Here is a 21,682-nt window from a genome sequence, read left to right on the forward strand (position 1 = left end):
ATCTCGTGGTGGTCGGGGGCCGGTCCTGCCGTTCGAACGGGACCCGAAGCGGGGGCGGACCGGGGCGGCCGCTACCCTGGGCCGGTCAACAAGGCATCAAGAAGGAGTGGACCCAGTGGCGGACATCGAGAGCGCACGGACGACGTTCGGCAAGTTCGACGTGAACGGTGACGGCTTCGTCACGGCCGACGAGTTCAAGGCGGCCATGGCGGCCATGGGCGACCCGTTCGTCACCGGCCCCGTCGCGGACGCCGTGATCGCCGCCAAGGACAGCAACGGTGACGGCCTGCTGAGCTTCGACGAGTTCTGGGCCTCCCTGAACAAGTAGTCCCTCCGCCGCCGCCCCGCCCCGGACCGCCGGAGCGGGGCGGCGGCGTGCGTCAGGCCTGCGGCCCGGACATGTCCTCGACCTCGCCCAGGGCCTCCTGGAGCCAGTGCAGCCAGAACGTCTCCAGGGCGATCCCGCCGTGCAGCACGAGCCGACGCAGCCGGTCCTCCACGGCGTCCCGCCCCGGCGGGAAGTCCTTCTCCTCGATGGCCTCGTACTGGGCGAGCTGGCGCCGGTGCAGCTCCAGATGGCGCCGCAGCTCGGGCCCGAGCCCCTGCGGCCCCACGACACCCGCCGCGCGGATCCGCAGCAGCAGCGGGTCGCGCATCGGTTTGGGGTCCTGGCTCTCCGCCACCCACCGGGCCAGCTCCGCGCCGCCGGCGGGCAGCACCTCGTACTCCTTCTTCTGCCCGCGCACGGGCACTTCGCTCGGCAGCTCCCGGATCAGCCCGGACTCCTCCAGGCGCCCCAGCTCGCGGTAGATCTGCTGGTGCGTCGCCGACCAGAAGTACCCGATCGACTTGTCGAACCGCCGGGTCAGCTCCAGCCCGGACGAGGGCTTCTCGAGCAGGGCGGTGAGGATGGCGTGCGGCAGCGACATGGCGCCATCCTAGGTTTGCGGCGGGACCGCCCCCGCACGGCGGCCCCCGGACGGGCGCGGCCCGGTGGCGGCGGCGACCCCTCGTGGCGAGGCTGGGGGGCGTGGCTGCCGAACACGACTACTCGGACCTGACCGCCCTCTACGTGAACTGCACGCTCAAACGCTCACCCGAGACCAGCAACACCGAGGGCCTGATCGACAGGAGCCGCCGGGTCATGGAAGGGGCCGGCGCCCGGACCTCCCTCATCCGCGCCGTCGACCACGACATCGCGACCGGGGTCTGGCCCGACATGACCGAGCACGGCTGGGAGAGCGACCAGTGGCCGGTCCTCTACAGCCGGATCATGGACGCCGACATCCTCGTCCTGTGCGGCCCCATCTGGCTCGGCGACAACAGCTCCGTGATGAAGCGGGTCATCGAGCGGCTCTACGCCTGCTCCTCGCTGCTGAACGAGCGCGGCCAGTACGCCTACTACGGGCGGGTCGGCGGCGCGCTGATCACCGGCAACGAGGACGGCGTCAAGCACTGCGCCATGAACATCCTCTACAGCCTCCAGCACCTCGGCTACGCGATCCCGCCGCAGGCCGACGCGGGCTGGATCGGCGAGGCCGGCCCCGGCCCCTCCTACCTGGACCCCGGCTCCGGCGGCCCCGAGAACGACTTCACCAACCGCAACACCGCCTTCATGTCCTGGAACCTCATGCACCTGGCCGCCCTGCTCAAACGCTCGGGCGGCATCCCGCCGCTCGGCAACCAGCGCTCCCAGTGGGACGCCGGCTGCCGCTTCGACTTCCCCAACCCCGAGCACCGCTGAGCTCGTGCCCGTGCCGCCCGTGCTGCCCGGGCCCGTCCGGAGGAGGAAACCCGGTGGAGCAACTGCTGAGGGTCCAGAACTTCACCGTCTCGCGCGACGGATTCGGAGCCGGTGAGGGCCAGAGCCTGGAGCGGCCGTTCGGCCACGCCGATCCCGGCGAGATGTTCGCCTGGGCCGGAGCCACCGCGAGCTGGCCCAACCGGACCGACCCGGGAGGGAGCCGGGGTCTCGACGACTACTTCACCCGGGACTTCGCGCACGACATCGGCGCCGAGATCATGGGCCGCAACAAGTTCGGACCCCAGCGAGGGCCCTGGGCCGATCACGACTGGCGCGGCTGGTGGGGCGAGGAGCCCCCGTTCCACACGCCCGTGTTCGTCATGACCCACCACACGCGTCCCTCGTTCACGCTCTCCGACACCACCTTCCACTTCGTCGACGCCGACCCGGCCACGGCCTTGGACCGGGCGCGGGAGGCGGCGCAGGGCAAGGACGTCCGGCTCGGCGGCGGGGCCACCACCATCCGGGAGTTCCTCGACGCCGATCTCGTCGACACCCTGCACGTGGCGGTCTCGCCGGTGGAGCTCGGATCCGGCGTCAGGCTCTGGGAGTCCCCCGAGGAGCTGCTCGACCGGTTCCATCTCGACGTCGTGCCCAGCACGAGCGGCGTCACGCACCACCTGTTCTGGCGCAGGTGACGACCGGTACGGAGCTCGCCGGGCCCGGGGCGAGTGAGCCCCGGGCCCGGCGTTCGGCACCGGTTCAGTGCGCGATGTCCACGACGAACCGCTCCGGCGAGTGCAGGGGGAACGCGCGGTAGTACGGCAGGGTGTCGAAGGCGGCGCCGAAGGTCACGTACCCCTCGTAGTCGCCGGTCAGGGCGATGCCCTTGAGCTTGCTGAGGTTGATCTTCTGCAGCTTCGGGCCCTGGTAGACGTTCTGCCCCGCGTCGTTGTGCGCGGCGGCGGGGTGGAGGCGGATCTCCAGGAAGTACTTCCCGGGCAGCGGTACGGGCTTCCCGGACCCGTCGTACACCAGCTGCGGGACGGGAGTGACCGTGACCGCGGAGCCGGAGCCCTGGAGGTCGATGACGATGCGGTCGTACGTGGGGTGCCCGGCCCAGCGGGCGTTGACGACGAGCGGGGTCTGGGCCTGGGCCTTGGTGGTGGTGAGGGTGGAGGCCGAGGCAGGTGCGGCGAAGGCGAGGCAGGCGGCGAGCAGGGCGCCGGTCGCCAGGGCCACGGACTGCCGGAGACGGGTGTGGATCATGTTGTCCCCTCGATTCTCGAGAGACGGGGACGGGTGGCACAGCGTAGGACGCCCCGCAAGGAGGTTCCGGTTCCGTCGATCCGTCCTGAGGGGCACTCCTGCTACCGACGCGCCGCTTCCCGTTGCGCGGCCGGTCTTCCGGCGACGGGTGACGGGGCGGCGCTCCGCGGCGGGCGGAGGAGCAGCGCGACGAGGAGAGCCGCTGCTGCCAGGGCGGCGCTGCCGCAGCGCAGTGCCAGGTGCAGGGCGTCGATGAAGGCGGCGTTCACCGCGTCGTGGACGGCGGCGGGCAAGGCGGCGGTGCTGTCCGGGGCCGCGCCGGGGAGGTGTCGGCCGAGTTCGGCAGGAGCGCCGAGCCGGTGGAGGGACTCGGTCGAGGTGGCGGTGAGTCGGCTGCTGAGGACGGCGCCCAGGACGGCGACGCCGATGACACCGCCGATCTCGCGCAGGGTGTTGAGGGTCGCGGATGCCATGCCGGCCCGCGCCGGGTCGACGCGCTGCATGACCGTGATGGACACGGGGGTGAACGTCATCCCCATGCCGAGGCCCATGGTGAGCAGTACCCAGACGTACTGCGGGTAACGGGCGTCCGCGCCGTGGAGCGAGAGGGCGCCGAGCGCCGTGGCGCACAGGGCCAGGCCGGTGACCAGCGGGAGGCGGGGGCCATGGCGTTGGGTGAGCGCGCTCGACAGCGGCGCGGCGACGACGATCATCGCGGTCATCGGCAGGCCCGCCAGGCCCGGGTCCGACGGGGACCAGCCCATGACGTTCTGCAGGAGCAGGGGAAGGAAGAACGCGGCTCCGAACATGCCGAAGCTGATCATGAAGCCGCTCACCGCGGCGCCGGTGAGCACCCGGTCCCGGAAGAAGCGCAGGTCGAGCATGGGGTCCGCGCTGCGGGCCTCGACCGCGACGAAGCCGGGCAGGGTCAGCGCCGCGACGGCGGCGAGGATGAGCACCCGGGCATCGGTCCAGCCGCGGGCGGGCCCCTCGATGAGGGCGTACACCAGCGCGCCGAACCCCAGGGCGGAGAGTGCCTGACCCGGCAGGTCGAGCTTCCTCGTGCGGGCCGCGAACTCGGGCAGCACCCGGGCCGCGAGCAGCAGCCCCACCACCCCGATGGGGACGTTGATCCAGAAGACGGCCGCCCATCCGAAGACGTCCACGATCGGCCCGCCCAGTACGGGGCCGACGGCCAGGCCCAGCGCGGAGACACCGGACCACAGGCCCACGGCCTTGGCGCGCTCCTTCTCGTCCGTGAAGACGTGGCGCAGGATGGACAGGCTGCCCGGCGTCAGCAGCGCCGCGCCGAGGCCCTGGAGCATCCGGGCGGCGATGAGGGTGCCCGTCGAGCCGGACAGTGCCGCCGCCGCCGAGCCCGCCGTGAAGACGGCCAGGCCCGTGAGGAAGATCCGCCGGCGACCGTACCGGTCGCCCAGGGTGCCGCCGGTGAGCAGGAGGGCCGCGTAGACCAGGCTGTAGCCCTCCACCACCCACTGAAGTCCGCTGACACCGGAATGCAGTTGCTGCCCGATGCGGGGCAGTGCGTTGTTGACGATGACGTTGTCGAGCATCGCCATGAACATCGTGGCGCACAGTGTGGCGAGCACGAGCCCTTTGTGCCGGGCGGGCGGCTTCATCATCACACTCCCTAACAGTGTTAGTCGTTCGTTCGGTGCGGCTAGACTGCCCCTAACGGTGTTAGTTGGCAAGCGGGATTCGGGCGGGACCGATGGACGGAGGTGGCCGATGGCCGTAGAGGGCAGTGCTGATGACGGGTCGTCGCAGCCGGGACTGACCCGCCAGGCGCTCGCTCAGGCTGCGTTGCGGGTGCTGGAGCGCGAGGGCATCAACGGCCTGTCGATGCGCAAGGTCGCCACCGAGCTGGGGGTGAAGGCCGCCTCGCTGTACTGGCACGTGCGCAACAAGGAGGAGCTGCTCGACCTGCTCACCGACGAACTCATGGCCGACGCCGAGGCACCGCCCCGGGAGGGCGACTGGCGCGAGCAGCTGCGCGAGTACTGCGTGCGCTACCGCCGGCATCTGCTCGGCAAGCGCGATGCCGCCAAGGTCGTCGCCGGCCGGCTCGCCCCGGGACCCCATTTGCTGCGCCTGATGGAGGACCAGCTCGGCCGCCTGCGGGAGGCCGGTTTCTCCGACGCCGACGCGGCCATGATCAGCTACCTGCTCGGCGCGTTCGTCCAGGGCTTCGTGCTTCAGGAGCAGGGGCCCGTCTCCGCGTCGGAGGCCATGGGGGCCAGCCGTCGCGAGGCCGCCACCGCCGCGGGGGAGCAGCTGCGCCGACTGCCGCAGGACTCCTTCCCCAGCCTGGTCGCACTCGCCGACGACCTGACCGACCCGTCCATGGAGGACCGCTTCTCGTTCGGCCTCGAACGCCTCCTGGACGGTTTGTCCACCCTGCTGGAGCAGGGAACCCGTTGAGACATGAGAGGGGCCCGGCGCGTGCGCCGGGCCCCTCTCATGTCACGCGGTACGGATCAGCACTCGATGACGTTGACCGCGAGGCCGCCGCGGGCGGTCTCCTTGTACTTCACCTTCATGTCGGCGCCGGTCTCCTTCATGGTCTTGATGACCTTGTCGAGGGACACCTTGTGGCTGCCGTCGCCGCGCATCGCCATCCGCGCCGCGGTGACGGCCTTGACCGCCGCCATGCCGTTGCGCTCGATGCAGGGGATCTGCACGAGGCCGCCGACCGGGTCGCAGGTCAGGCCGAGGTTGTGCTCCATGCCGATCTCGGCCGCGTTCTCGACCTGCTCCGGGGTGCCGCCCAGGACCTCGGCGAGGGCGCCGGCCGCCATCGAGCAGGCGGAGCCCACCTCGCCCTGGCAGCCGACCTCGGCGCCGGAGATCGAGGCGTTCTCCTTGAACAGCATGCCGATCGCGCCCGCGGCGAGGAGGAAGCGGACCACGCCGTCCTCGTCCGCGCCCGGCACGAAGTTCATGTAGTAGTGCAGGACGGCGGGCAGGACGCCCGCGGCACCGTTGGTCGGCGCGGTCACCACCCGGCCGCCGGCCGCGTTCTCCTCGTTGACCGCCATCGCGTAGATCGTCGCCCACTCGCTGCGGTGCAGCATCGGGTCACCCTCGGTGCGCAGCTGGCGCGCCGTGGCGGCGGCCCGGCGCTTGACCCGCAGGCCGCCGGGGAGGATGCCCTCGCGGGACATGCCGCGCGAGACGCAGGACTGCATGACGCGCCAGATCTCCAGCAGGCCCTCGCGGATCTCGTCCTCGGTGCGCCAGGCCTTCTCGTTCTCCAGCATCAGGGAGGAGATGGACAGGCCGGTCTCGTTCGCGAGGCGCAGCATCTCGTCGCCGGAGCGGAAGGGGTACTTCAGCACCGTGTCGTCGAGCTTGATCCGGTCCTCGCCGACCGCGTCCTCGTCCACGACGAAACCGCCGCCGACCGAGTAGTAGGTCTTCTCCAGCAGCGGGGTGCCGGCGCTGTCGTAGGCGAAGAGCGTCATGCCGTTCGCGTGGTACGGCAGGGAGCGGCGGCGGTGCAGGATCAGCTGGTTCGGCTCGTCGAAGGCGATCTCGTGGACATCGCCTATCTCCGCGCCCAGCAGCCGCAGCCGGCCGCTCTTGCGGATGCGCTCGACCTCGGCGTCGGCGGTCTCGACGTTCACCGTGCGGGGGGAGTGGCCCTCCAGACCGAGCAGCACGGCCTTGGGGGTGCCGTGACCGTGGCCGGTCGCGCCGAGGGAGCCGAAGAGCTCGGCGCGGACGGAGGTGGTCTGGGCCAGCACGCCGTCCTTCTTCAGCCGCGTCACGAACATGCGCGCGGCCCGCATCGGACCGACCGTGTGGGAGGAGGAGGGACCGATACCGATGGAGAAGAGATCGAAGACGGAGATGGCCACGGTGGCGGACTCCCTTGTCTGCTCGTGGGGTGGGAGGGGGCAGGAGAGGAGAAGTGGATTATTCGGATTTTGTCCGGCAGTCGAGCTTAACGCGGCGGAGTGAACGTCTCGGCAGCCGGACGAGGTGGGAAGGATTACGTGGACGGGTCGACCGGGTGTCGGCCGGTGACCCGTGGCCGGGCCCGGTCCCCGGCCCGGGTGATCGACCGGGCCGGTACGGACCAGGGGGCGGGGCGGGGCGCCGGTGCGGGGCGCCGCGACCGCCGGGAGGGGAAGGGGCGGGGGCGAGAACTCACTGCGACCACGTCGAGCGGTCGTGGGCCCCGGTCACGAGAAGGGCCCGGCCTGTGCGGTGACAAGGCCGGGCCCTTCCGTGGCCGTCGGCCGGACGCCGGTTAGAGCGTCGGGTACAGCGGGAACTTCGCGGCGAGCGCGGAGACGCGAGCCTTCAGGGCCTCGCTGTCGTACGCGGGCTTCAGCGCCTGGGCGATGATCTCGGCGACCTCGGTGAAGGCCTCGGCGTCGAAACCGCGGGTGGCCAGCGCCGGCGTACCGATCCGCAGACCCGAGGTGACCATCGGCGGCCGCGGGTCGTTCGGGATGGCGTTGCGGTTGACCGTGATGCCCACCTCGTGGAGGCGGTCCTCGGCCTGCTGGCCGTCCAGCTCCGAGTTGCGCAGGTCGACCAGGACCAGGTGCACGTCGGTGCCACCGGTGAGGACGTCCACGCCCACGGCCTTGACGTCGTCCTGGACCAGGCGGGCGGCGAGGATCTTCGCACCCTCCAGGGTGCGCTCCTGGCGCTCCTTGAACTCGGGCGAGGCCGCGACCTTGAAGGAGACGGCCTTGGCCGCGATCACGTGCTCCAGCGGGCCGCCCTGCTGGCCCGGGAAGACCGCGGAGTTGATCTTCTTGGCCAGCTCCTGCGTCGACAGGATCACACCGCCGCGCGGACCGCCGAGGGTCTTGTGCGTGGTGGTGGTGACGACGTGGGCGTGCGGCACCGGGTTCGGGTGCAGCCCCGCGGCGACCAGGCCGGCGAAGTGCGCCATGTCGACCATCAGGTACGCGCCGACCTCGTCCGCGATGCGGCGGAAGGCGGCGAAGTCCAGCTGGCGCGGGTAGGCGGACCAGCCGGCGACGATCAGCTGCGGCTTGGACTCCTTGGCGAGGCGCTCGACCTCGGCCATGTCGACCTCACCGGTCTCGTCGACGTGGTACGGGACCACGTTGTAGAGCTTGCCGGAGAAGTTGATCTTCATGCCGTGGGTCAGGTGACCGCCGTGGGCCAGGTTCAGGCCCATGATCGTGTCGCCCGGCTTCAGCAGCGCGAACATCGCGGCCGCGTTGGCCTGCGCACCGGAGTGCGGCTGGACGTTCGCGGCCTCGGCGCCGAACAGCGCCTTGATGCGGTCGATCGCGATCTGCTCGACGACGTCGACGTGCTCGCAGCCACCGTAGTAGCGGCGGCCCGGGTAGCCCTCGGCGTACTTGTTGGTCAGGACCGAGCCCTGGGCCTCCATGACGGCGACCGGAGCGAAGTTCTCCGACGCGATCATTTCCAGGGTCGACTGCTGGCGCACGAGCTCGGCGTCGACGGCGGCGGCGACGTCCGGGTCGAGCTCGTGCAGAGGGGTGTTGAGAACAGACATCAGGATCCCCTGGGGTGTCAGTTGTCGGAGTGGGTGAGCGCGGCGTACTCGTCGGCGGAGAGCAGGTCGTCCGGCTCCGCCGAGACGCGCACCTTGAACAGCCAGCCACCCTCGAACGGTGCGGTGTTCACGAGCGCCGGGTCGTCCACGACGTCCTGGTTGAACTCGACGACCTCACCGGTGACGGGGGAGTACAGGTCGCTGACCGACTTCGTCGACTCCAGCTCGCCACAGGTCTCGCCCGCGGTCACCGTGTCGCCGACCTCGGGGAGCTGGGCGTAGACGACGTCACCGAGCGCGTTGGCCGCGAACTCCGTGATGCCGACCGTCGCGACGCCGTCCTCGGCGGCCGACAGCCACTCGTGCTCCTTGCTGAAACGCAGCTGCTGGGGGTTGCTCATGACCTGATTCTCCTGGATGCGGGGGAGTGGATACGAACTGCGGTCTTGGGTACTGAGACGGCGCCGCACGGATTCCCGGACGGCGGACGTGGTGCGTGGGGTTACTTCTGCCGCTTGTAGAACGGCAGCGCCACGACCTCGTACGGCTCATGCGTACCGCGAATGTCGACGCCGACGCCGGACGTGCCGGGCGCGGCGTGCGCCGCGTCCACGTACGCCATCGCGAGCGGCTTGCCCAGCGTCGGGGACGGGGCGCCGGAGGTGACCTCGCCGATGACCTGACCGTCGGCGACGACCGGGAAACCGGCGCGCGGGACGCGGCGGCCCTCGGCGATCAGGCCGACCAGCTTGCGCGGGGGGTTGGTGGCGGCGCGCTCGGCGGCGGCCTCCAGCGCGGCGCGGCCGACGAAGTCCCCCTCCTTCTCGAACTTCACGACCCGACCCAGGCCCGCGTCGAACGGGGTGAGGGAGGTGGTCAGCTCGTGCCCGTACAGCGGCATGCCCGCTTCCAGGCGCAGGGTGTCGCGGCAGGACAGGCCGGCCGGGACCAGGCCGACGCCCTCGCCCGCCTTGGTCAGCGCCTGCCACAGCTCCACGGCGTGCTCGGGGGCGACGAACAGCTCGAAGCCGTCCTCGCCCGTGTAGCCCGTACGCGCGATCAGCGCGGGCACGCCCGCGACGGTGCCCGGCAGGCCGGCGTAGTACTTCAGGCCGTCCAGGTCGGCGTCGGTCAGGGACGCCAGGATGCCGGGGGACTCGGGGCCCTGCACCGCGATCAGCGCGTACGCGTCACGGTCGTCACGGACCTCGGTGTCGAAGCCGGCGGCGCGCTCGGTCAGGGCGTCCAGGACGACCTGGGCGTTGGAGGCGTTGGCGACGACCATGTACTCCGTCTCGCCGAGGCGGTAGACGATCAGGTCGTCGACGATCCCGCCGTCCTCCTGACAGATGTGCGTGTAGCGGGCGCGGCCCACGCCGACGGTGGAGATGTTGCCGACCAGCGCGTAGTCCAGGGCCTTCACGGCCTCCGGGCCGGTCAGCGTGATCTCGCCCATGTGGGAGAGGTCGAAGAGACCGGCCTTGGTCCGTACGGCGTTGTGCTCGTCGCGCTCGCTGGCGTACCGCAGCGGCATGTCCCAGCCCGCGAAATCGGTCATGGTCGCACCGAGCGAGCGGTGCAGCGCATCGAGGGCGGTCAGGCGGGGGGCAGTGCTCATGGGTGTGGCTCCCGGGTCCCAGGGCATCGACATGACATGACGAGGACGTTCCTCCCCATCTGTCATCGGAACCTGAGAGGTTCGCCGAGAGTTCCGCCGATCGATCGATCGCCGGTTCTTCTCATCGACTTGCACCTTGGGTGGAGCTGCGCAGCAGCTCGCTTTTCAGATCTGCCTCATCCACGCGGTACGGGGCCTGAGAGATTCAAGGGAGGTTCTTGCTCCTTCGGCGCCCGCGCACGGCCTTGCGGCGTGCCGGGACTCTCCCGCGCGGATTCAAGCGGCCGGTATGCAGTTGGTCCAGATGGCGCACATCATTGCACGCCATGCCCGAGATCGGGCGGCGGGGTCCGAAAGTTCGTACGGCTCTCCGAAGGGCCCGACCGGAACCGGGGCCGCCGGATTACCGTCTCTTTACACTCAGTGGGCAAGGGTCCTGGTGACCCGAATCGGGGGAGGCGAACACTGTGCGGAGATTCGGAGTGGTGACGACGACGGGAACCGTGGAGGCGGTGCCGACGCAGCGCGGCGTGCGCGGGCGCGGGCGGGCGGCCGAGACCGGCCTCGGCCGCGTGCGTGACCTGCGCGGACCGGCCGCGCCCGCCGCGCACCGGCTCGGCTTCGCGGCCGGTGACATCGTCGTGGTGTCCGGTCTGCCCGGCGGCGGCAAGAGCACGCTGATCAAGCGGGCGGCCGCCGAGGGCGGGGCGGTGGACTCCCAGGACACCCGCGAGCGCTGGGAGCGCCGCATGCCCGCGGCGCTGCCGTACGCGGTGTACCGGCCGCTGGTGCGCGCCGCGCACTACTGGGGGCTCTGGCGGATCCTGCGTTCCGGGGCCTCCGTGGTGGTCCACGACTGCGGCACGCAGACCTGGGTACGCGGCCTGCTGGCGGCCGCCGCGCGCCGCCGGGGCCGGGCGCTGCACCTGCTCCTGCTGGACAGCAGCCCCGAGGAGGCCCTCTCCGGCCAGGTCGCGCGCGGCCGCCGGGTCTCCGCCTACGCCTTCGCCCGCCACCGCGGCGCGGTGACCCGGCTGCTCCGCGAGGCCGAGGCGGGCCGCCCGCCCGCCGGCTGCGCCTCGGTGACCCTCCTGGACCGCCGCTCGGCCGCGACCGTGACCCGCATCGCCTTCACCGCCTGACCGGCCGGGCGCGGCGCCGCTGCCGGGCTCTGCCCGGACCCGCTCCTCAAACGCCGGAGGGGCTGGATCTGCCGCTGCGTGGCAACCGACCCCGGCCGTGGGCGCGACCCGGACCGAAATCAAGCCCCGCCGGCGTTCGAGGCGCGGGGTTCGGGGCGGAGCCCCGGTCTTTTCGGCGCCGGCCGAACCCCGGCGGCGAGGGTGGGGGCGGGGCCGGTACCCTGCGGGGCGACACGCGGCGGGATCACGGAGGCACAGGACATGCAGGGCAGCGGCTGGCCGGGGAATGAGCTGGAGCAGGTGCTCGGGGCGGCGCTCGGGCAGCCTGACGCCGGGGGGCGGATCCTGGAGGTCCTCGGGCGCAGCCAGGTGTGGGTCCCCCTGCCGGGCGGGGGCGGCCCGACGGCGGGCGCCCTCGACCTGCCCACCATGGACATCGGCGGGGCGGCGTACGTCCCCGTCTACAGCTCCGAGGCCCAGTTCCTCGCCTGCGTCGGCCCCGGCATGGACTTCGCGGTGGCTCCCGCCGTCGAGTTCGCCCGCGGCCTGCCCCCGCAGCTCGGCATCGCCCTCAATCCCGAGGGCGCCGTCGGCGTACCGCTGCCGCCGCCCGCCGTCGCGGAGCTCTGCCGTACCGGCCGGACCCCGCTCGACGGTCCGGCCACCGGCGGCCGGGTCCGGCTCTACGAGCCCGACTGGCAGGAAGACCCGGTGGATTTCCTGGCCGCCGCCACGGAGGAGTTCCGGGCCACCGGGATGGTCGCCGCCGCGCACCGCTGCCTCGCCAGCATCGAGGGCGGGGCGCCCCAGCTGTTCGTCGGTGTCCGCCTGGTGGGATGGGAACCCGAGACGCAGAGCGCGCCGATGGAGGCGCTCCAGCGGGCCCTGACCCGGGTCCCGCCGCCGTGGCCGGTGCAGTTGATCCTGTTGGACGCCGCCCAGGACCCGGTCACGGACTGGATTCGTGAGCGCGTACGCCCCTTCTACCTGCCGTAGGGCCGCTTAAGCTGGTTACATCTCCTGGCCGCACGCGCGACTGCCGGTTCGGAGGACACGCGTGGAGCGACGGGCGGACGAAGAGGGGTTCCGGGTGAGTGCGTCAGGCACGGCCGCGGCCGGGCAGGTCGAGCACATGATGCGCCAGGTGACTCCCGGGCGCTACGAGAGTTACGAGGCACTCCTGCACGCCCTCGCCGAGGGCCGGCTGTGGATGTTGCTCTGGCAAGGGCAGCCGGGTTCCCCGGACGCCCAGTACGGCGGTATGGAGGTCGAGAGCCTCGGGTACGCGCCCTGCGTCACCTCCCCCCAGGAGCTGGCCGCCAGCGGCTGGAACCGGGGCTACGAGGTGGTCACCGGGCGGGACATCGCCCGAGCGCTGTACCCCGACCGCTGGGGCCTGTGGCTCAACCCGCACGCCCAGGGCGGCGGCCTCGGCGTGCCCTGGGCCGACCTGCGCCGGATCGCCACCGGCCTGGACCGGATGCCGGCCGGTCCGCTGCGGCTGTCCGAGCCCGCGATCGAGCTCCCGCAGTTCTACGGGCTGCTGACCCAGCACGCGCACCGCACCCCGGCCGTGCGGTCGTTGCGCCGCGCGTGGGTGCAGCCCGCGCTCGGCTCCCCGTACCTCGCGATCGGGCTGGACCTGTACGACGCCTCCGCGCCCGCGCTGGAATCCGTACGGGAGATGATGCGGCAGTCGGTCGGGGTGGTCCCCGAGGGGGTCCCGGTGTGCACGGTCGCGCTCGGGGACGAGCACGACCCCGTCGCCATGTGGCTGCGCGCGCAGAGCCGCCCCTTCTACGACCGCGAGGGTCAGGCGCCGACCTACTGACCCGTTCCGCGATATCCGCATATCGAGACATTCGTCGTGAAGGCCGCACCGATACCCATCGGTGCGGCCTTCGGCTTATCCGGTGAAACCGCCCAAGATCCATGCCCGAAAGGGCAGTTGGGCCGGATGTCCGTTCCGTGCCGAACGGGCGGTGTTTCACCGCTCAACAGATCCCGGGGTTCGGATAACGGAAGGTGTAGGCGTAGATCACGGTTGCGCATCACATCCCCGGGGGGTCTGGCGGGCGCTCGAGAGGGCGTTGAAGACTCCACCCCACCGAAGACAGGTCCATCTCGCAAACGCCAGCTCTTCACGTGCACTTCCGGCACATTTCGTGCCAATCGCACCACCAGCGACGCCGATTGAACCAAGCCGCCACAGCGGCGGGCATGGGCCGACCGATGTCGGCCGAGAGGGGTCCCACCACGATGACGGCACCACTGCAGGACATGAGCGCGGCCGAGCCCGCGGCCGTGACCACCTCCGAGGTTCCGCGAAAGGCGATCGAGGGGCGCTCGCTCGGCCGGATCGCGTGGATCAGACTCAAGCGGGACAAGGTGGCGCTGGCCGGCGGCGCGGTCGTGCTGCTGCTCGTGGTGCTGGCCATGCTCTCGCAGCCGATCCAGTGGATCTTCGGGCTGGACCCGGACGCCCTCCACCAGGACCTCATCGACCCCTCCCTGGCCACCCCCGTCGGCTCCTTCGGCGGCATCAGCTGGGAGCACCCGCTCGGCGTGGAGCCGAAGTTCGGCCGCGACATCGCCACCCGCATCCTCGAAGGCTCCTGGGTCTCCCTGCTGGTCGCCTTCGGGTCGACCGTGGTCTCGGTGTTCATCGGCTCCGTGCTCGGCATCATCGCCGGGTACTACGGAGGCTGGGCCGACACGGTGATCAGCCGCATGATGGACACCTTCCTCGCCTTCCCGCTGCTGCTCTTCGCGATCTCCATCTCGGCCGCCCTCCAGGGCGGGGCCTTCGGCCTCGACGGACTGCCGCTGCACATCAGCGTGTTGATCTTCGTGATCGGCTTCTTCAGCTGGCCCTACATCGGACGCATCGTGCGCGGACAGACCCTGTCGCTGCGCGAGCGGGAGTTCGTCGACGCGGCCCGCAGTCTCGGTGCCCGCGGCCCCTTCATCGTCTTCCGGGAGCTCCTGCCGAACCTGGTGGCCCCGATCCTCGTCTACTCCACGCTGCTCATCCCGACCAACATCCTCTTCGAGGCCTCCCTGAGCTTCCTCGGCGTGGGTATCCAGCCGCCGCAGGCCTCATGGGGCGGAATGCTCAGCTCCGCCGTGGCCTACTACAAGGTCGACCCGATGTTCATGGTCGTCCCGGGCATGGCGATCTTCGTCACCGTGCTCGCCTTCAACCTCCTGGGCGACGGTCTGCGCGACGCCCTGGACCCCAAGAGCTCGCGCTGACCCTCCCGCTCCTCGGGCACCCGGCCGAGGCTCCGCCAGTACCCACCATCACTCCGAATCAGGGGGCATCACTCCGCCATGAGAAGCAGGTCGAGAACAGCCGCGGTGCTTGCCGCCGCCATCACCGTCGCCCTCACCGCCTCCGCCTGCAATGGTGGTGACAAGACCGCCGGTGACGACAAGTCGGCCGGGGCCAACGCCGCCGTCAAGGCCGTGGTCAACGCCTCGGACAAGAAGGGCGGGACGGTCGTCTACGAGGCGTCCGACACCCCCGACTCCTTCGACCCCGGCAACACGTACTACGGCTTCGTCTTCAACTTCAGCCGCCTGTACGCCCGTCCGCTGACCACCTTCGCGCCCGCCCCGGGCGCCGAGGGCAACAAGGTGGTCCCGGACCTCGCCGAGGGCCTCGGCGTGCCGACCGACGGCGGCGCCACCTGGACGTACAAGCTGCGCAAGGGCGTCAAGTACAGCGACGGCTCGCTGGTCACGTCCAAGGACGTCAAGTACGCGGTCGAGCGCAGCAACTTCGCGCGTGACGTGCACTCCAACGGCCCGAACTACCTCGCGCAGTACCTCAAGAACAACGAGACCCCGTACGAGGGCCCGTACAAGGACAAGTCCGACACGGGACTGCAGTCCATCGAGACCCCCGACGACCAGACGATCGTCTTCAAGCTGAAGCAGCCGTTCGCCGAGTTCGACTACCTGCTCGCGAACCCGCAGTCGGCCCCCGTGCCGAAGGCCAAGGACAACGGCGCGGACTATGTGAAGAACATCGTCTCCTCGGGCTCGTACATGTTCGAGAGCTACGAGCACGACAAGCAGGCCGTCCTGGTCCGCAACCCCAACTGGGACGCCTCCACGGACCCGCTGCGCAAGCAGCTCCCGGAGAAGATCGTCGTCAAGCTGAAGGTCAACCAGGAGACGATCGACTCCAACCTGAAGGCCGGCAACACCCACATCGACATCGTCGGTAACGGTGTGGCCCAGCAGACCCAGACCGAGCTGCTGACCTCGAAGGACCCCAACACCGACAACGCCGAGGGTGGTCGCCTGGTCTACATGGCGATGAACACCAAGGTGGCACCCTTCGACAACGTCGAGTGCCGCAAGGCGGTCCAGTACGCGATCGACAAGGTGTCGGTGCAGACCGCCTTCGGCGGCCCGATCCGTGGCGCCATCGCCAGCACCGTCCTGCCGACCGACATCCCGGGTCACGTGGACTTCAACACCTACAAGACCCCCGATGACAAGGGCGACGAGGCCAAGGCCAAGGCCGCGCTGACCGCCTGCGGCCAGCCGAACGGCTTCGAGACCACCATCACCGCGCGCAACGACCGCGCCGGCGAGGTCGACATGGCCACGGCCATCCAGGCGTCCCTGAAGAAGATCGGGATCACGGTCAAGATCCAGCAGTTCCCGGCCGGCAAGTACTTCAGCGACTACGCGGGCGTCCCGAAGTTCACCGAGGACAACAAGATCGGCCTCATGATGATGCAGTGGGGCGCCGACTGGCCGAGCGGCTTCGGCTTCCTGCAGCAGGTCGTCCACGGTGACGCGATCAGCAAGACGGGCAACACCAACCTGTCGCAGCTGAACGACCCCGAGATCAACAAGATGCTGAACGACAACATCGCCAACACCGACTCCGCCGCCCGCGAGAAGGTCTACGGCGAGATCGACAAGAAGGTCATGGACCAGGCGGTCATCGTCCCCCTGACCTACTTCAAGGTCCTGCACTACCGCTCGCCCAAGCTCACCAACGTGGTCTCCAACCCGGCGTGGAGCGGTCAGTACGACTACCTCAACATCGGCCTGAAGTAACCCCGGACGTCAAGTCCTCAGGCAGTTCGACCCTCTCAGCCAGATCTGCCAGAACCGTGGAAGGCAGGTGAAGGCAGCAGTGCGCGCGCCGGTCCGTCCCGCGCCCCCGACCGGGGTGCGGGGCGGACCGGCGGACGCCGAAGCCGACCCCCGTGTTTGTGTACATCGTCCGGCGGCTGTTCGCCGCGGTGTTCCTGCTGCTCGTAGTCAGCGCGATCACCTTCGCGATCTTCTTCCTGCTGCCCCGGCTGGCCGGCGGCACGGCCGACTCGCTGGCCACCCAGTACGTGGGCAAGAACCCCTCGCCCGAGTCCATCGCCGCGGTCAAGAAGAACCTCGGTTTCGACCAGCCCCTGTACGCGCAGTACTGGGACTTCCTGCGGGGCATCTTCGCGGGCCGTGAGTTCAACTACGGCCCCGACCCCTCGCAGTGCAGTGCCCCCTGCCTCGGCTACTCCTTCAAGGACCACGTCGAGGTCTGGCCCGACATCGTCGCCCGGCTGCCCATCACCGCCTCCCTCACGCTGGGAGCGGCCGTCATCTGGCTGATCACCGGTGTGACCACCGGTGTGGTGTCGGCCCTGCGACCGGGCTCGCTCTTCGACCGGCTCGCGATGGGCGTGGCCCTCGCCGGCGTCTCCCTGCCGATGTTCTTCACCGGCACGCTCTCGCTGGCCGTCTTCGTCTTCAACTGGCCCGTGTTCACCAATGTGTACGTGGACTTCTCCGAGGATCCGGCCGCCTGGTTCCAGGGGCTGGTCCTGCCCTGGTGCACACTCGCCTTCCTCTACTCCGCGCTCTACGCCCGGCTCACCCGGGCCGGAATGCTGGAGACCATGAGCGAGGACTACATCCGCACCGCGCGCGCCAAGGGCCTGCGCGAACGGGTCGTCGTCACCCGCCACGGGCTGCGCTCCGCGCTGACCCCCATCGTGACCATCTTCGGCATGGACTTCGGGCTGCTCCTCGGCGGCGCCATCGTCACCGAGACGGTCTTCTCGTACCACGGCATCGGTGAGTACGCGTACCACGCCATCGCGGTGAACGACCTGCCGAAGATCCTCGGGGTGACCCTCTTCGCCGGAGCCTTCATCGTGCTGTGCAACCTGGTGGTGGACCTCGTCTACGCCATCATCGACCCGAGGGTGAGGCTGTCGTGACCGATCCGACTCCGAAGGGGAACGAGGCCGGCGAAGCCGCCGCCGAGCGCGGCGCGCACACCGCCACCGCCACGGCCGTCGTGGCGGGACCGGGTGACGGCCCGCCCTCCGAGGCCTTCCTCGACGTACGCGACCTCAAGGTCCACTTCCCCACCGACGACGGCGTCGTCAAGTCGGTCGACGGGCTCTCCTTCCAGCTGGAGAAGGGCCGCACCCTCGGCATCGTGGGTGAGTCCGGCTCCGGCAAGTCCGTCACCTCGCTGGCCGTCATGGGCCTGCACCGGGCGAGCACCGCGAGCCGCTCCACCGTCGAGATGTCGGGCGAGATCTGGCTCGGCGGCAAGGAACTGCTGTCGGCCGACCCCGAGGAGGTGCGCCGGCTGCGGGGCCGCGACATGGCGATGATCTTCCAGGATCCGCTGAGCGCGCTGCACCCGTACTACTCGATCGGCGCCCAGATCATCGAGGCGTACCGCGTCCACAACGACGTCGACAAGAAGACGGCGCGCAAGCGGGCCGTCGAGATGCTCGACCGCGTGGGCATCCCCGAACCGGGCAAGCGCGTCGACGACTATCCGCACCAGTTCTCCGGCGGCATGCGCCAGCGCGCGATGATCGCGATGTCGCTGGTCAACAACCCCGACCTGCTGATCGCGGACGAGCCGACCACGGCCCTGGACGTCACCGTGCAGGCACAGATCCTGGACCTGATCCGCGATCTGCAGAAGGAGTTCGGCTCCGCCGTCATCATGATCACGCACGACCTCGGTGTCGTCGCGGAGATGGCCGACGAGATCCTCGTCATGTACGGCGGCCGGTGCGTCGAGCGGGGCACCGCCGAGAAGGTCTTCTACGAGCCCCGCCACCCCTACACCTGGGGCCTGCTGGGCTCGATGCCGCGCATCGACCGCGAACAGAGCGAGCGCCTCATCCCGGTCAAGGGCTCCCCGCCCAGCCTCATCAACATCCCCGACGGCTGTGCCTTCAACCCGCGCTGCCCGTACGCCGACGTGCCCAAGGGCAACGTGACGCGCACGGTCCGGCCCGAGCTGACCGAGGACGAAAGCCGTCACTGGTCCGCCTGCCACATGTCGCAGGACGAGCGGACCCGGATCTGGACCGAAGAGATTGCGCCGAAGCTGTGACCGAGACGCCTGACATGAAGAAGCCGGACACGGTGGTCATCCCCGCGCAGGCCAAGGAGTCTCCCGAGGTCCTGCTCAAGGTCACCGGCCTGGCCAAGCACTTCCCGATCACCAAGGGCCTGATCCGCCGCCAGGTGGGCGCGGTCAAGGCCGTCGACGGCCTCGACTTCGACGTCCGGCGCGGGGAGACCCTCGGCATCGTCGGCGAGTCCGGCTGCGGGAAGTCGACCATGGGCCGGCTGATCACTCGGCTGCTGGAGCCGACCGGCGGCTCCATCGAGTTCGAGGGCAAGGACATCACGCACCTCGGTGTGTCGGGCATGCGCCCGCTGCGCCGCGACGTGCAGATGATCTTCCAGGATCCGTACGGCTCGCTGAACCCCCGCCACACGGTGGGCACCATCGTCAGCGCGCCGTTCAAGCTCCAGAAGGTCACCCCGGAGGGCGGGCTCAAGGCGGAGGTCCAGCGGCTGCTGTCGCTCGTGGGCCTCAACCCCGAGCACTACAACCGCTACCCGCACGAGTTCTCCGGCGGTCAGCGCCAGCGCATCGGCATCGCGCGGGCCCTGGCGCTCAAGCCGAAGCTCGTCGTCGCGGACGAGCCCGTCTCGGCGCTGGACGTGTCGATCCAGGCCCAGGTGGTGAACCTGCTCGACGACCTCCAGGACGAGCTCGGCCTCACCTACGTGATCATCGCGCACGACCTGTCGGTCATCCGCCACGTCTCGGACCGCATCGCCGTGATGTACCTCGGCAAGATCGTCGAGCTGGCCGACAACAAGGGGCTGTACGGGGCGCCGATGCACCCCTACACCACGGCCCTGATGTCGGCCGTGCCGGTGCCCGACCCGAGACGGCGCGGCGCCAAGAGCGGCCGCATCCTGCTCAAGGGCGACGTCCCGTCGCCGATCTCGCCGCCGAGCGGCTGCCGCTTCCACACCCGGTGCTGGAAGGCCACGCAGATCTGCGCGACGCAGGAACCGCCGCTGCTGGCGTTGAAGCCGGGCCACCAGGTGGCCTGCCACCACCCGGAGAACGCCCCCGACCAGGCCCCGGGCGACCAGCCCCTGCCGGGCGCGGCGGACGCGGTGGCCAAGGTCACGGAGTAACCGTCCGGTGGGGCCGAAACCGCCTTCGGCGCGGTTTCGGCCCCACCGGACGGCTCCGGCTCCCCTCTCGGCCCCACCGGACGGCTCCGGCTCCCCTCTCGGCCCCGCCGGCGATCGGGGCGCGGGGGCCCGGGGGCAGCGCCCCGCAGCGGGGCCGCACGGCACGTCCGGCGCACCCGCCGCACCCGGCCTCGGCGGAGCCCCGCATTCCGCCGAGCCCGCCGCAGGTGACAATGGCCCGGTGCTCCACGATCTCTTCCCGCCCGGGATCCAGCATGCCCTGGACCTCGCCGGCATCTTCGTCTTCGCCACCGCAGGCGCCCTCCTCGCCGTACGCAAGAACTTCGACGTCTTCGGCATCGCCGTCCTCGCGCTCGTCACGGCCCTGGGCGGCGGTCTCTTCCGGGACCTCGTCATCGGTGCCGTGCCGCCCGCCGCCTTCGGTGAACTCAGCTTCTTCGTGACCCCGCTGGTCGCCGCCGCGATCGTCTACTTCTTGCACCCCGAGGTCCAGCGGATCAACCACGCCATCAACGTCTTCGACGCGGCCGGCCTCGGGCTGTTCTGCGTGACGGGTACGACCAAGGCCTACGAGTACGGCCTCGGCCTCACCGCCTCCGCGGCACTCGGCGTCACCACCGCCGTCGGCGGCGGCGTCCTGCGCGACGTGCTCGTCAACGAGGTGCCCTCGCTGCTGCGCGACCGCGAGATGTACGCCGTCCCCGCGCTGGTCGGTGCCTCGATGGTGGCGATCTTCATCAGCATGCACGCCCTCAACGGCATCACCACCGGCCTCGCGATCGTCACCACCTTCGTCCTGCGCCTGCTCGCCATGCGCTACCACTGGCGGGCGCCGTTGGCCTGGAACAGGCGGTCGTCGGTGGCCGAGGAGCCGTAACAAAAGAAAGCTACCGCTTAGTAGCAAGCCGGTGTACCGTCGTTTACATGTCACACGCAGCTGCCAAGGCATCCATCGGCGACAGTGAGTTCGACCGCGACACCGCCATCACCGCACGCGCGGGCGAGCCCGGGGTGTACGACGCGGAACTCTCCGCCGGCTGGACGATCATCGCCGCCGTGAACGGCGGCTACCTGCTGGCCCTGGTCGGCCGGGCCCTGTCGGCGGCCCTCCCGCACCCGGACCCCTTCACCGTCTCCGCGCACTACCTGACCTCCTCCGTGCCCGGCCCCGCCGTGATCCGCACCGAGGTCGTCCGCGTCGGCCGCACCCTCTCCACCGGCCAGGCCTCGCTGTTCCAGTACGACGAGAGCGGCGCCGAGATCGAGCGCATCCGCGTCCTCGCCTCCTACGGCGACCTCGCGGCCCTGCCCGACGACGTACGCACCGTCGCCGTGCCGCCCACCATCCCGGCCTACGAGGACTGCATCGGCCCCGAGGCCGGCCCGGCCCCGATCCCCGGCAGCTCCGCCATCGTGGACCGCCTCCGGCTCCGGCTGGACCCGGCCACCGCCGGATGGGCCGTCGGCGCGCCCTCCGGCAAGGGCGAGATGCGGGCCTGGTTCGAGCTGGCCGACGGCCGCGACGCCGACCCGCTCTCCATGCTCCTGGCCGTCGACGCGCTGCCGCCGACCGCCTTCGACCTCGGCCTGGTGGCCTGGACCCCGACGGTGGAACTCACCACCCACGTCCGCCGCCGCCCGGCCCCCGGCCCGCTCCGGGTCTCCATCACCACCCGCAACCTGGCCGGTGGCTTCCTGGAGGAGGACGCCGAGGTCTGGGACTCGTCGGACCACCTGGTCGCGCAGTCCCGCCAACTGGCCCGCGCCCTGCGCCCGGCCTGACCGCTCCCCGATCCGACCGGCAGGGCGCACCCCAGGAGTGCTCTGCCGGCCATCGTGGGGTCCCGCGGCGCGAGCGG

At 70.6% G+C, this 21,682-nt stretch carries 21 protein-coding genes and 1 riboswitch; of the genes, 14 read left to right on the forward strand and 7 right to left on the reverse strand.

Annotation, left to right across the window (positions count from 1 at the left end; translation table 11 throughout):
- The first annotated feature begins 115 nt into the window (after nucleotides 1-115).
- Nucleotides 116-328 carry an EF-hand domain-containing protein gene (locus OG624_RS28080; RefSeq protein ID WP_030725318.1) on the forward strand — a complete coding sequence of 71 codons (213 nt, stop codon included), beginning with the start codon at nucleotides 116-118 and terminating at the stop codon, nucleotides 326-328.
- A gap of 52 nt (nucleotides 329-380) precedes the next feature.
- Here OG624_RS28080 and OG624_RS28085 read toward each other — a convergent pair whose 3' ends face one another.
- On the reverse strand, nucleotides 381-929 hold the full coding sequence (locus tag OG624_RS28085) for a PadR family transcriptional regulator (RefSeq protein ID WP_033224522.1): 549 nt from the start codon (nucleotides 927-929) through the stop codon (nucleotides 381-383).
- A gap of 101 nt (nucleotides 930-1,030) precedes the next feature.
- Between OG624_RS28085 and OG624_RS28090 the strand changes: the two genes are divergently transcribed.
- Both OG624_RS28090 and OG624_RS28095 read left to right on the forward strand, forming a co-directional pair.
- Nucleotides 1,031-1,744, forward strand: coding sequence for a flavodoxin family protein (locus tag OG624_RS28090; RefSeq protein WP_371593506.1), 714 nt, complete (start codon nucleotides 1,031-1,033; stop codon nucleotides 1,742-1,744).
- A 53-nt stretch (nucleotides 1,745-1,797) separates the two neighbouring features.
- Nucleotides 1,798-2,442 (forward strand): dihydrofolate reductase family protein, encoded by a 645-nt coding sequence (locus OG624_RS28095; protein WP_033224523.1) that lies wholly within the window; start codon nucleotides 1,798-1,800, stop codon nucleotides 2,440-2,442.
- Nucleotides 2,443-2,506: 64 nt separating this feature from the next.
- Here OG624_RS28095 and OG624_RS28100 read toward each other — a convergent pair whose 3' ends face one another.
- On the reverse strand, nucleotides 2,507-3,013 hold the full coding sequence (locus OG624_RS28100) for an AMIN-like domain-containing (lipo)protein (RefSeq protein WP_371639951.1): 507 nt from the start codon (nucleotides 3,011-3,013) through the stop codon (nucleotides 2,507-2,509).
- A gap of 101 nt (nucleotides 3,014-3,114) precedes the next feature.
- A complete protein-coding gene (locus OG624_RS28105; protein ID WP_371639952.1) occupies nucleotides 3,115-4,656 on the reverse strand; it encodes an MFS transporter in 1,542 nt (513 codons plus the stop codon).
- A gap of 106 nt (nucleotides 4,657-4,762) precedes the next feature.
- On the opposite strand from OG624_RS28105, the gene OG624_RS28110 reads away from it, so the two are divergent.
- On the forward strand, nucleotides 4,763-5,455 hold the full coding sequence (locus OG624_RS28110; protein WP_063734203.1) for a TetR/AcrR family transcriptional regulator: 693 nt from the start codon (nucleotides 4,763-4,765) through the stop codon (nucleotides 5,453-5,455).
- 56 nt (nucleotides 5,456-5,511) lie between these two features.
- Here OG624_RS28110 and OG624_RS28115 read toward each other — a convergent pair whose 3' ends face one another.
- From OG624_RS28115 to gcvT, 4 genes are all read right to left on the reverse strand, one after another.
- On the reverse strand, nucleotides 5,512-6,894 hold the full coding sequence (locus OG624_RS28115) for an L-serine ammonia-lyase (RefSeq protein ID WP_033224525.1): 1,383 nt from the start codon (nucleotides 6,892-6,894) through the stop codon (nucleotides 5,512-5,514).
- Between the two features lie 395 nt (nucleotides 6,895-7,289).
- On the reverse strand, nucleotides 7,290-8,546 hold the full coding sequence (gene glyA / locus OG624_RS28120) for a serine hydroxymethyltransferase (RefSeq protein WP_030763890.1): 1,257 nt from the start codon (nucleotides 8,544-8,546) through the stop codon (nucleotides 7,290-7,292).
- 17 nt (nucleotides 8,547-8,563) lie between these two features.
- Entirely contained in the window at nucleotides 8,564-8,947 is a 384-nt protein-coding gene (gcvH, locus tag OG624_RS28125; protein WP_033224526.1) for a glycine cleavage system protein GcvH, read from the reverse strand.
- A gap of 101 nt (nucleotides 8,948-9,048) precedes the next feature.
- The gene (gene gcvT / locus OG624_RS28130; protein WP_033224528.1) at nucleotides 9,049-10,164 is read right to left on the reverse strand and encodes a glycine cleavage system aminomethyltransferase GcvT; all 1,116 of its coding nucleotides are present in this window, start codon (nucleotides 10,162-10,164) and stop codon (nucleotides 9,049-9,051) included.
- Between the two features lie 175 nt (nucleotides 10,165-10,339).
- A riboswitch (glycine riboswitch) is annotated at nucleotides 10,340-10,443 on the reverse strand.
- A gap of 206 nt (nucleotides 10,444-10,649) precedes the next feature.
- Here gcvT and OG624_RS28135 point away from each other — a divergent pair.
- The 10 genes from OG624_RS28135 to OG624_RS28180 all read left to right on the forward strand — a co-directional run bounded on the left by OG624_RS28135 (nucleotide 10,650) and on the right by OG624_RS28180 (nucleotide 21,605).
- Nucleotides 10,650-11,306 (forward strand): AAA family ATPase, encoded by a 657-nt coding sequence (locus tag OG624_RS28135; RefSeq protein ID WP_371588486.1) that lies wholly within the window; start codon nucleotides 10,650-10,652, stop codon nucleotides 11,304-11,306.
- Nucleotides 11,307-11,567: 261 nt separating this feature from the next.
- Nucleotides 11,568-12,302, forward strand: a complete 735-nt coding sequence (locus tag OG624_RS28140) for an enhanced serine sensitivity protein SseB (RefSeq protein WP_033224530.1) — start codon at nucleotides 11,568-11,570, stop codon at nucleotides 12,300-12,302.
- A gap of 94 nt (nucleotides 12,303-12,396) precedes the next feature.
- Nucleotides 12,397-13,137, forward strand: coding sequence for an enhanced serine sensitivity protein SseB C-terminal domain-containing protein (locus OG624_RS28145; protein ID WP_033224623.1), 741 nt, complete (start codon nucleotides 12,397-12,399; stop codon nucleotides 13,135-13,137).
- Between the two features lie 428 nt (nucleotides 13,138-13,565).
- Nucleotides 13,566-14,561, forward strand: coding sequence for an ABC transporter permease (locus OG624_RS28150; protein ID WP_033224625.1), 996 nt, complete (start codon nucleotides 13,566-13,568; stop codon nucleotides 14,559-14,561).
- A gap of 78 nt (nucleotides 14,562-14,639) precedes the next feature.
- The gene (locus OG624_RS28155) at nucleotides 14,640-16,388 is read left to right on the forward strand and encodes an ABC transporter substrate-binding protein (protein ID WP_078909569.1); all 1,749 of its coding nucleotides are present in this window, start codon (nucleotides 14,640-14,642) and stop codon (nucleotides 16,386-16,388) included.
- Between the two features lie 152 nt (nucleotides 16,389-16,540).
- Nucleotides 16,541-17,548, forward strand: a complete 1,008-nt coding sequence (locus tag OG624_RS28160) for an ABC transporter permease (protein WP_030725362.1) — start codon at nucleotides 16,541-16,543, stop codon at nucleotides 17,546-17,548.
- Between the two features lie 80 nt (nucleotides 17,549-17,628).
- On the forward strand, nucleotides 17,629-18,693 hold the full coding sequence (locus tag OG624_RS28165) for an ABC transporter ATP-binding protein (RefSeq protein WP_033224627.1): 1,065 nt from the start codon (nucleotides 17,629-17,631) through the stop codon (nucleotides 18,691-18,693).
- A gap of 14 nt (nucleotides 18,694-18,707) precedes the next feature.
- The gene (locus OG624_RS28170) at nucleotides 18,708-19,802 is read left to right on the forward strand and encodes an ABC transporter ATP-binding protein (RefSeq protein ID WP_033224534.1); all 1,095 of its coding nucleotides are present in this window, start codon (nucleotides 18,708-18,710) and stop codon (nucleotides 19,800-19,802) included.
- Between the two features lie 241 nt (nucleotides 19,803-20,043).
- On the forward strand, nucleotides 20,044-20,700 hold the full coding sequence (locus tag OG624_RS28175) for a trimeric intracellular cation channel family protein (protein WP_033224535.1): 657 nt from the start codon (nucleotides 20,044-20,046) through the stop codon (nucleotides 20,698-20,700).
- A gap of 47 nt (nucleotides 20,701-20,747) precedes the next feature.
- Nucleotides 20,748-21,605, forward strand: coding sequence for a thioesterase family protein (locus OG624_RS28180; RefSeq protein ID WP_033224537.1), 858 nt, complete (start codon nucleotides 20,748-20,750; stop codon nucleotides 21,603-21,605).
- Nucleotides 21,606-21,682: the final 77 nt, after the last annotated feature.

This window comes from Streptomyces virginiae (genome assembly GCF_041432505.1).
GTDB lineage: Bacteria > Actinomycetota > Actinomycetes > Streptomycetales > Streptomycetaceae > Streptomyces > Streptomyces virginiae_A.

Bases quoted from the DNA above. Each gene is read 5' to 3' on its own strand.
- OG624_RS28085 (WP_033224522.1), bottom strand. From the start codon at position 929: ATGTCGCTGCCGCACGCCATCCTCACCGCCCTGCTCGAGAAGCCCTCG.
- OG624_RS28100 (WP_371639951.1), bottom strand. From the start codon at position 3,013: ATGATCCACACCCGTCTCCGGCAGTCCGTGGCCCTGGCGACCGGCGCC.
- OG624_RS28105 (WP_371639952.1), bottom strand. From the start codon at position 4,656: ATGATGAAGCCGCCCGCCCGGCACAAAGGGCTCGTGCTCGCCACACTG.
- OG624_RS28110 (WP_063734203.1), top strand. From the start codon at position 4,763: ATGGCCGTAGAGGGCAGTGCTGATGACGGGTCGTCGCAGCCGGGACTG.
- glyA (WP_030763890.1), bottom strand. From the start codon at position 8,546: ATGTCTGTTCTCAACACCCCTCTGCACGAGCTCGACCCGGACGTCGCC.
- gcvH (WP_033224526.1), bottom strand. From the start codon at position 8,947: ATGAGCAACCCCCAGCAGCTGCGTTTCAGCAAGGAGCACGAGTGGCTG.
- gcvT (WP_033224528.1), bottom strand. From the start codon at position 10,164: ATGAGCACTGCCCCCCGCCTGACCGCCCTCGATGCGCTGCACCGCTCG.
- OG624_RS28140 (WP_033224530.1), top strand. From the start codon at position 11,568: ATGCAGGGCAGCGGCTGGCCGGGGAATGAGCTGGAGCAGGTGCTCGGG.
- OG624_RS28150 (WP_033224625.1), top strand. From the start codon at position 13,566: ATGACGGCACCACTGCAGGACATGAGCGCGGCCGAGCCCGCGGCCGTG.
- OG624_RS28155 (WP_078909569.1), top strand. From the start codon at position 14,640: ATGAGAAGCAGGTCGAGAACAGCCGCGGTGCTTGCCGCCGCCATCACC.
- OG624_RS28170 (WP_033224534.1), top strand. From the start codon at position 18,708: ATGAAGAAGCCGGACACGGTGGTCATCCCCGCGCAGGCCAAGGAGTCT.
- OG624_RS28180 (WP_033224537.1), top strand. From the start codon at position 20,748: ATGTCACACGCAGCTGCCAAGGCATCCATCGGCGACAGTGAGTTCGAC.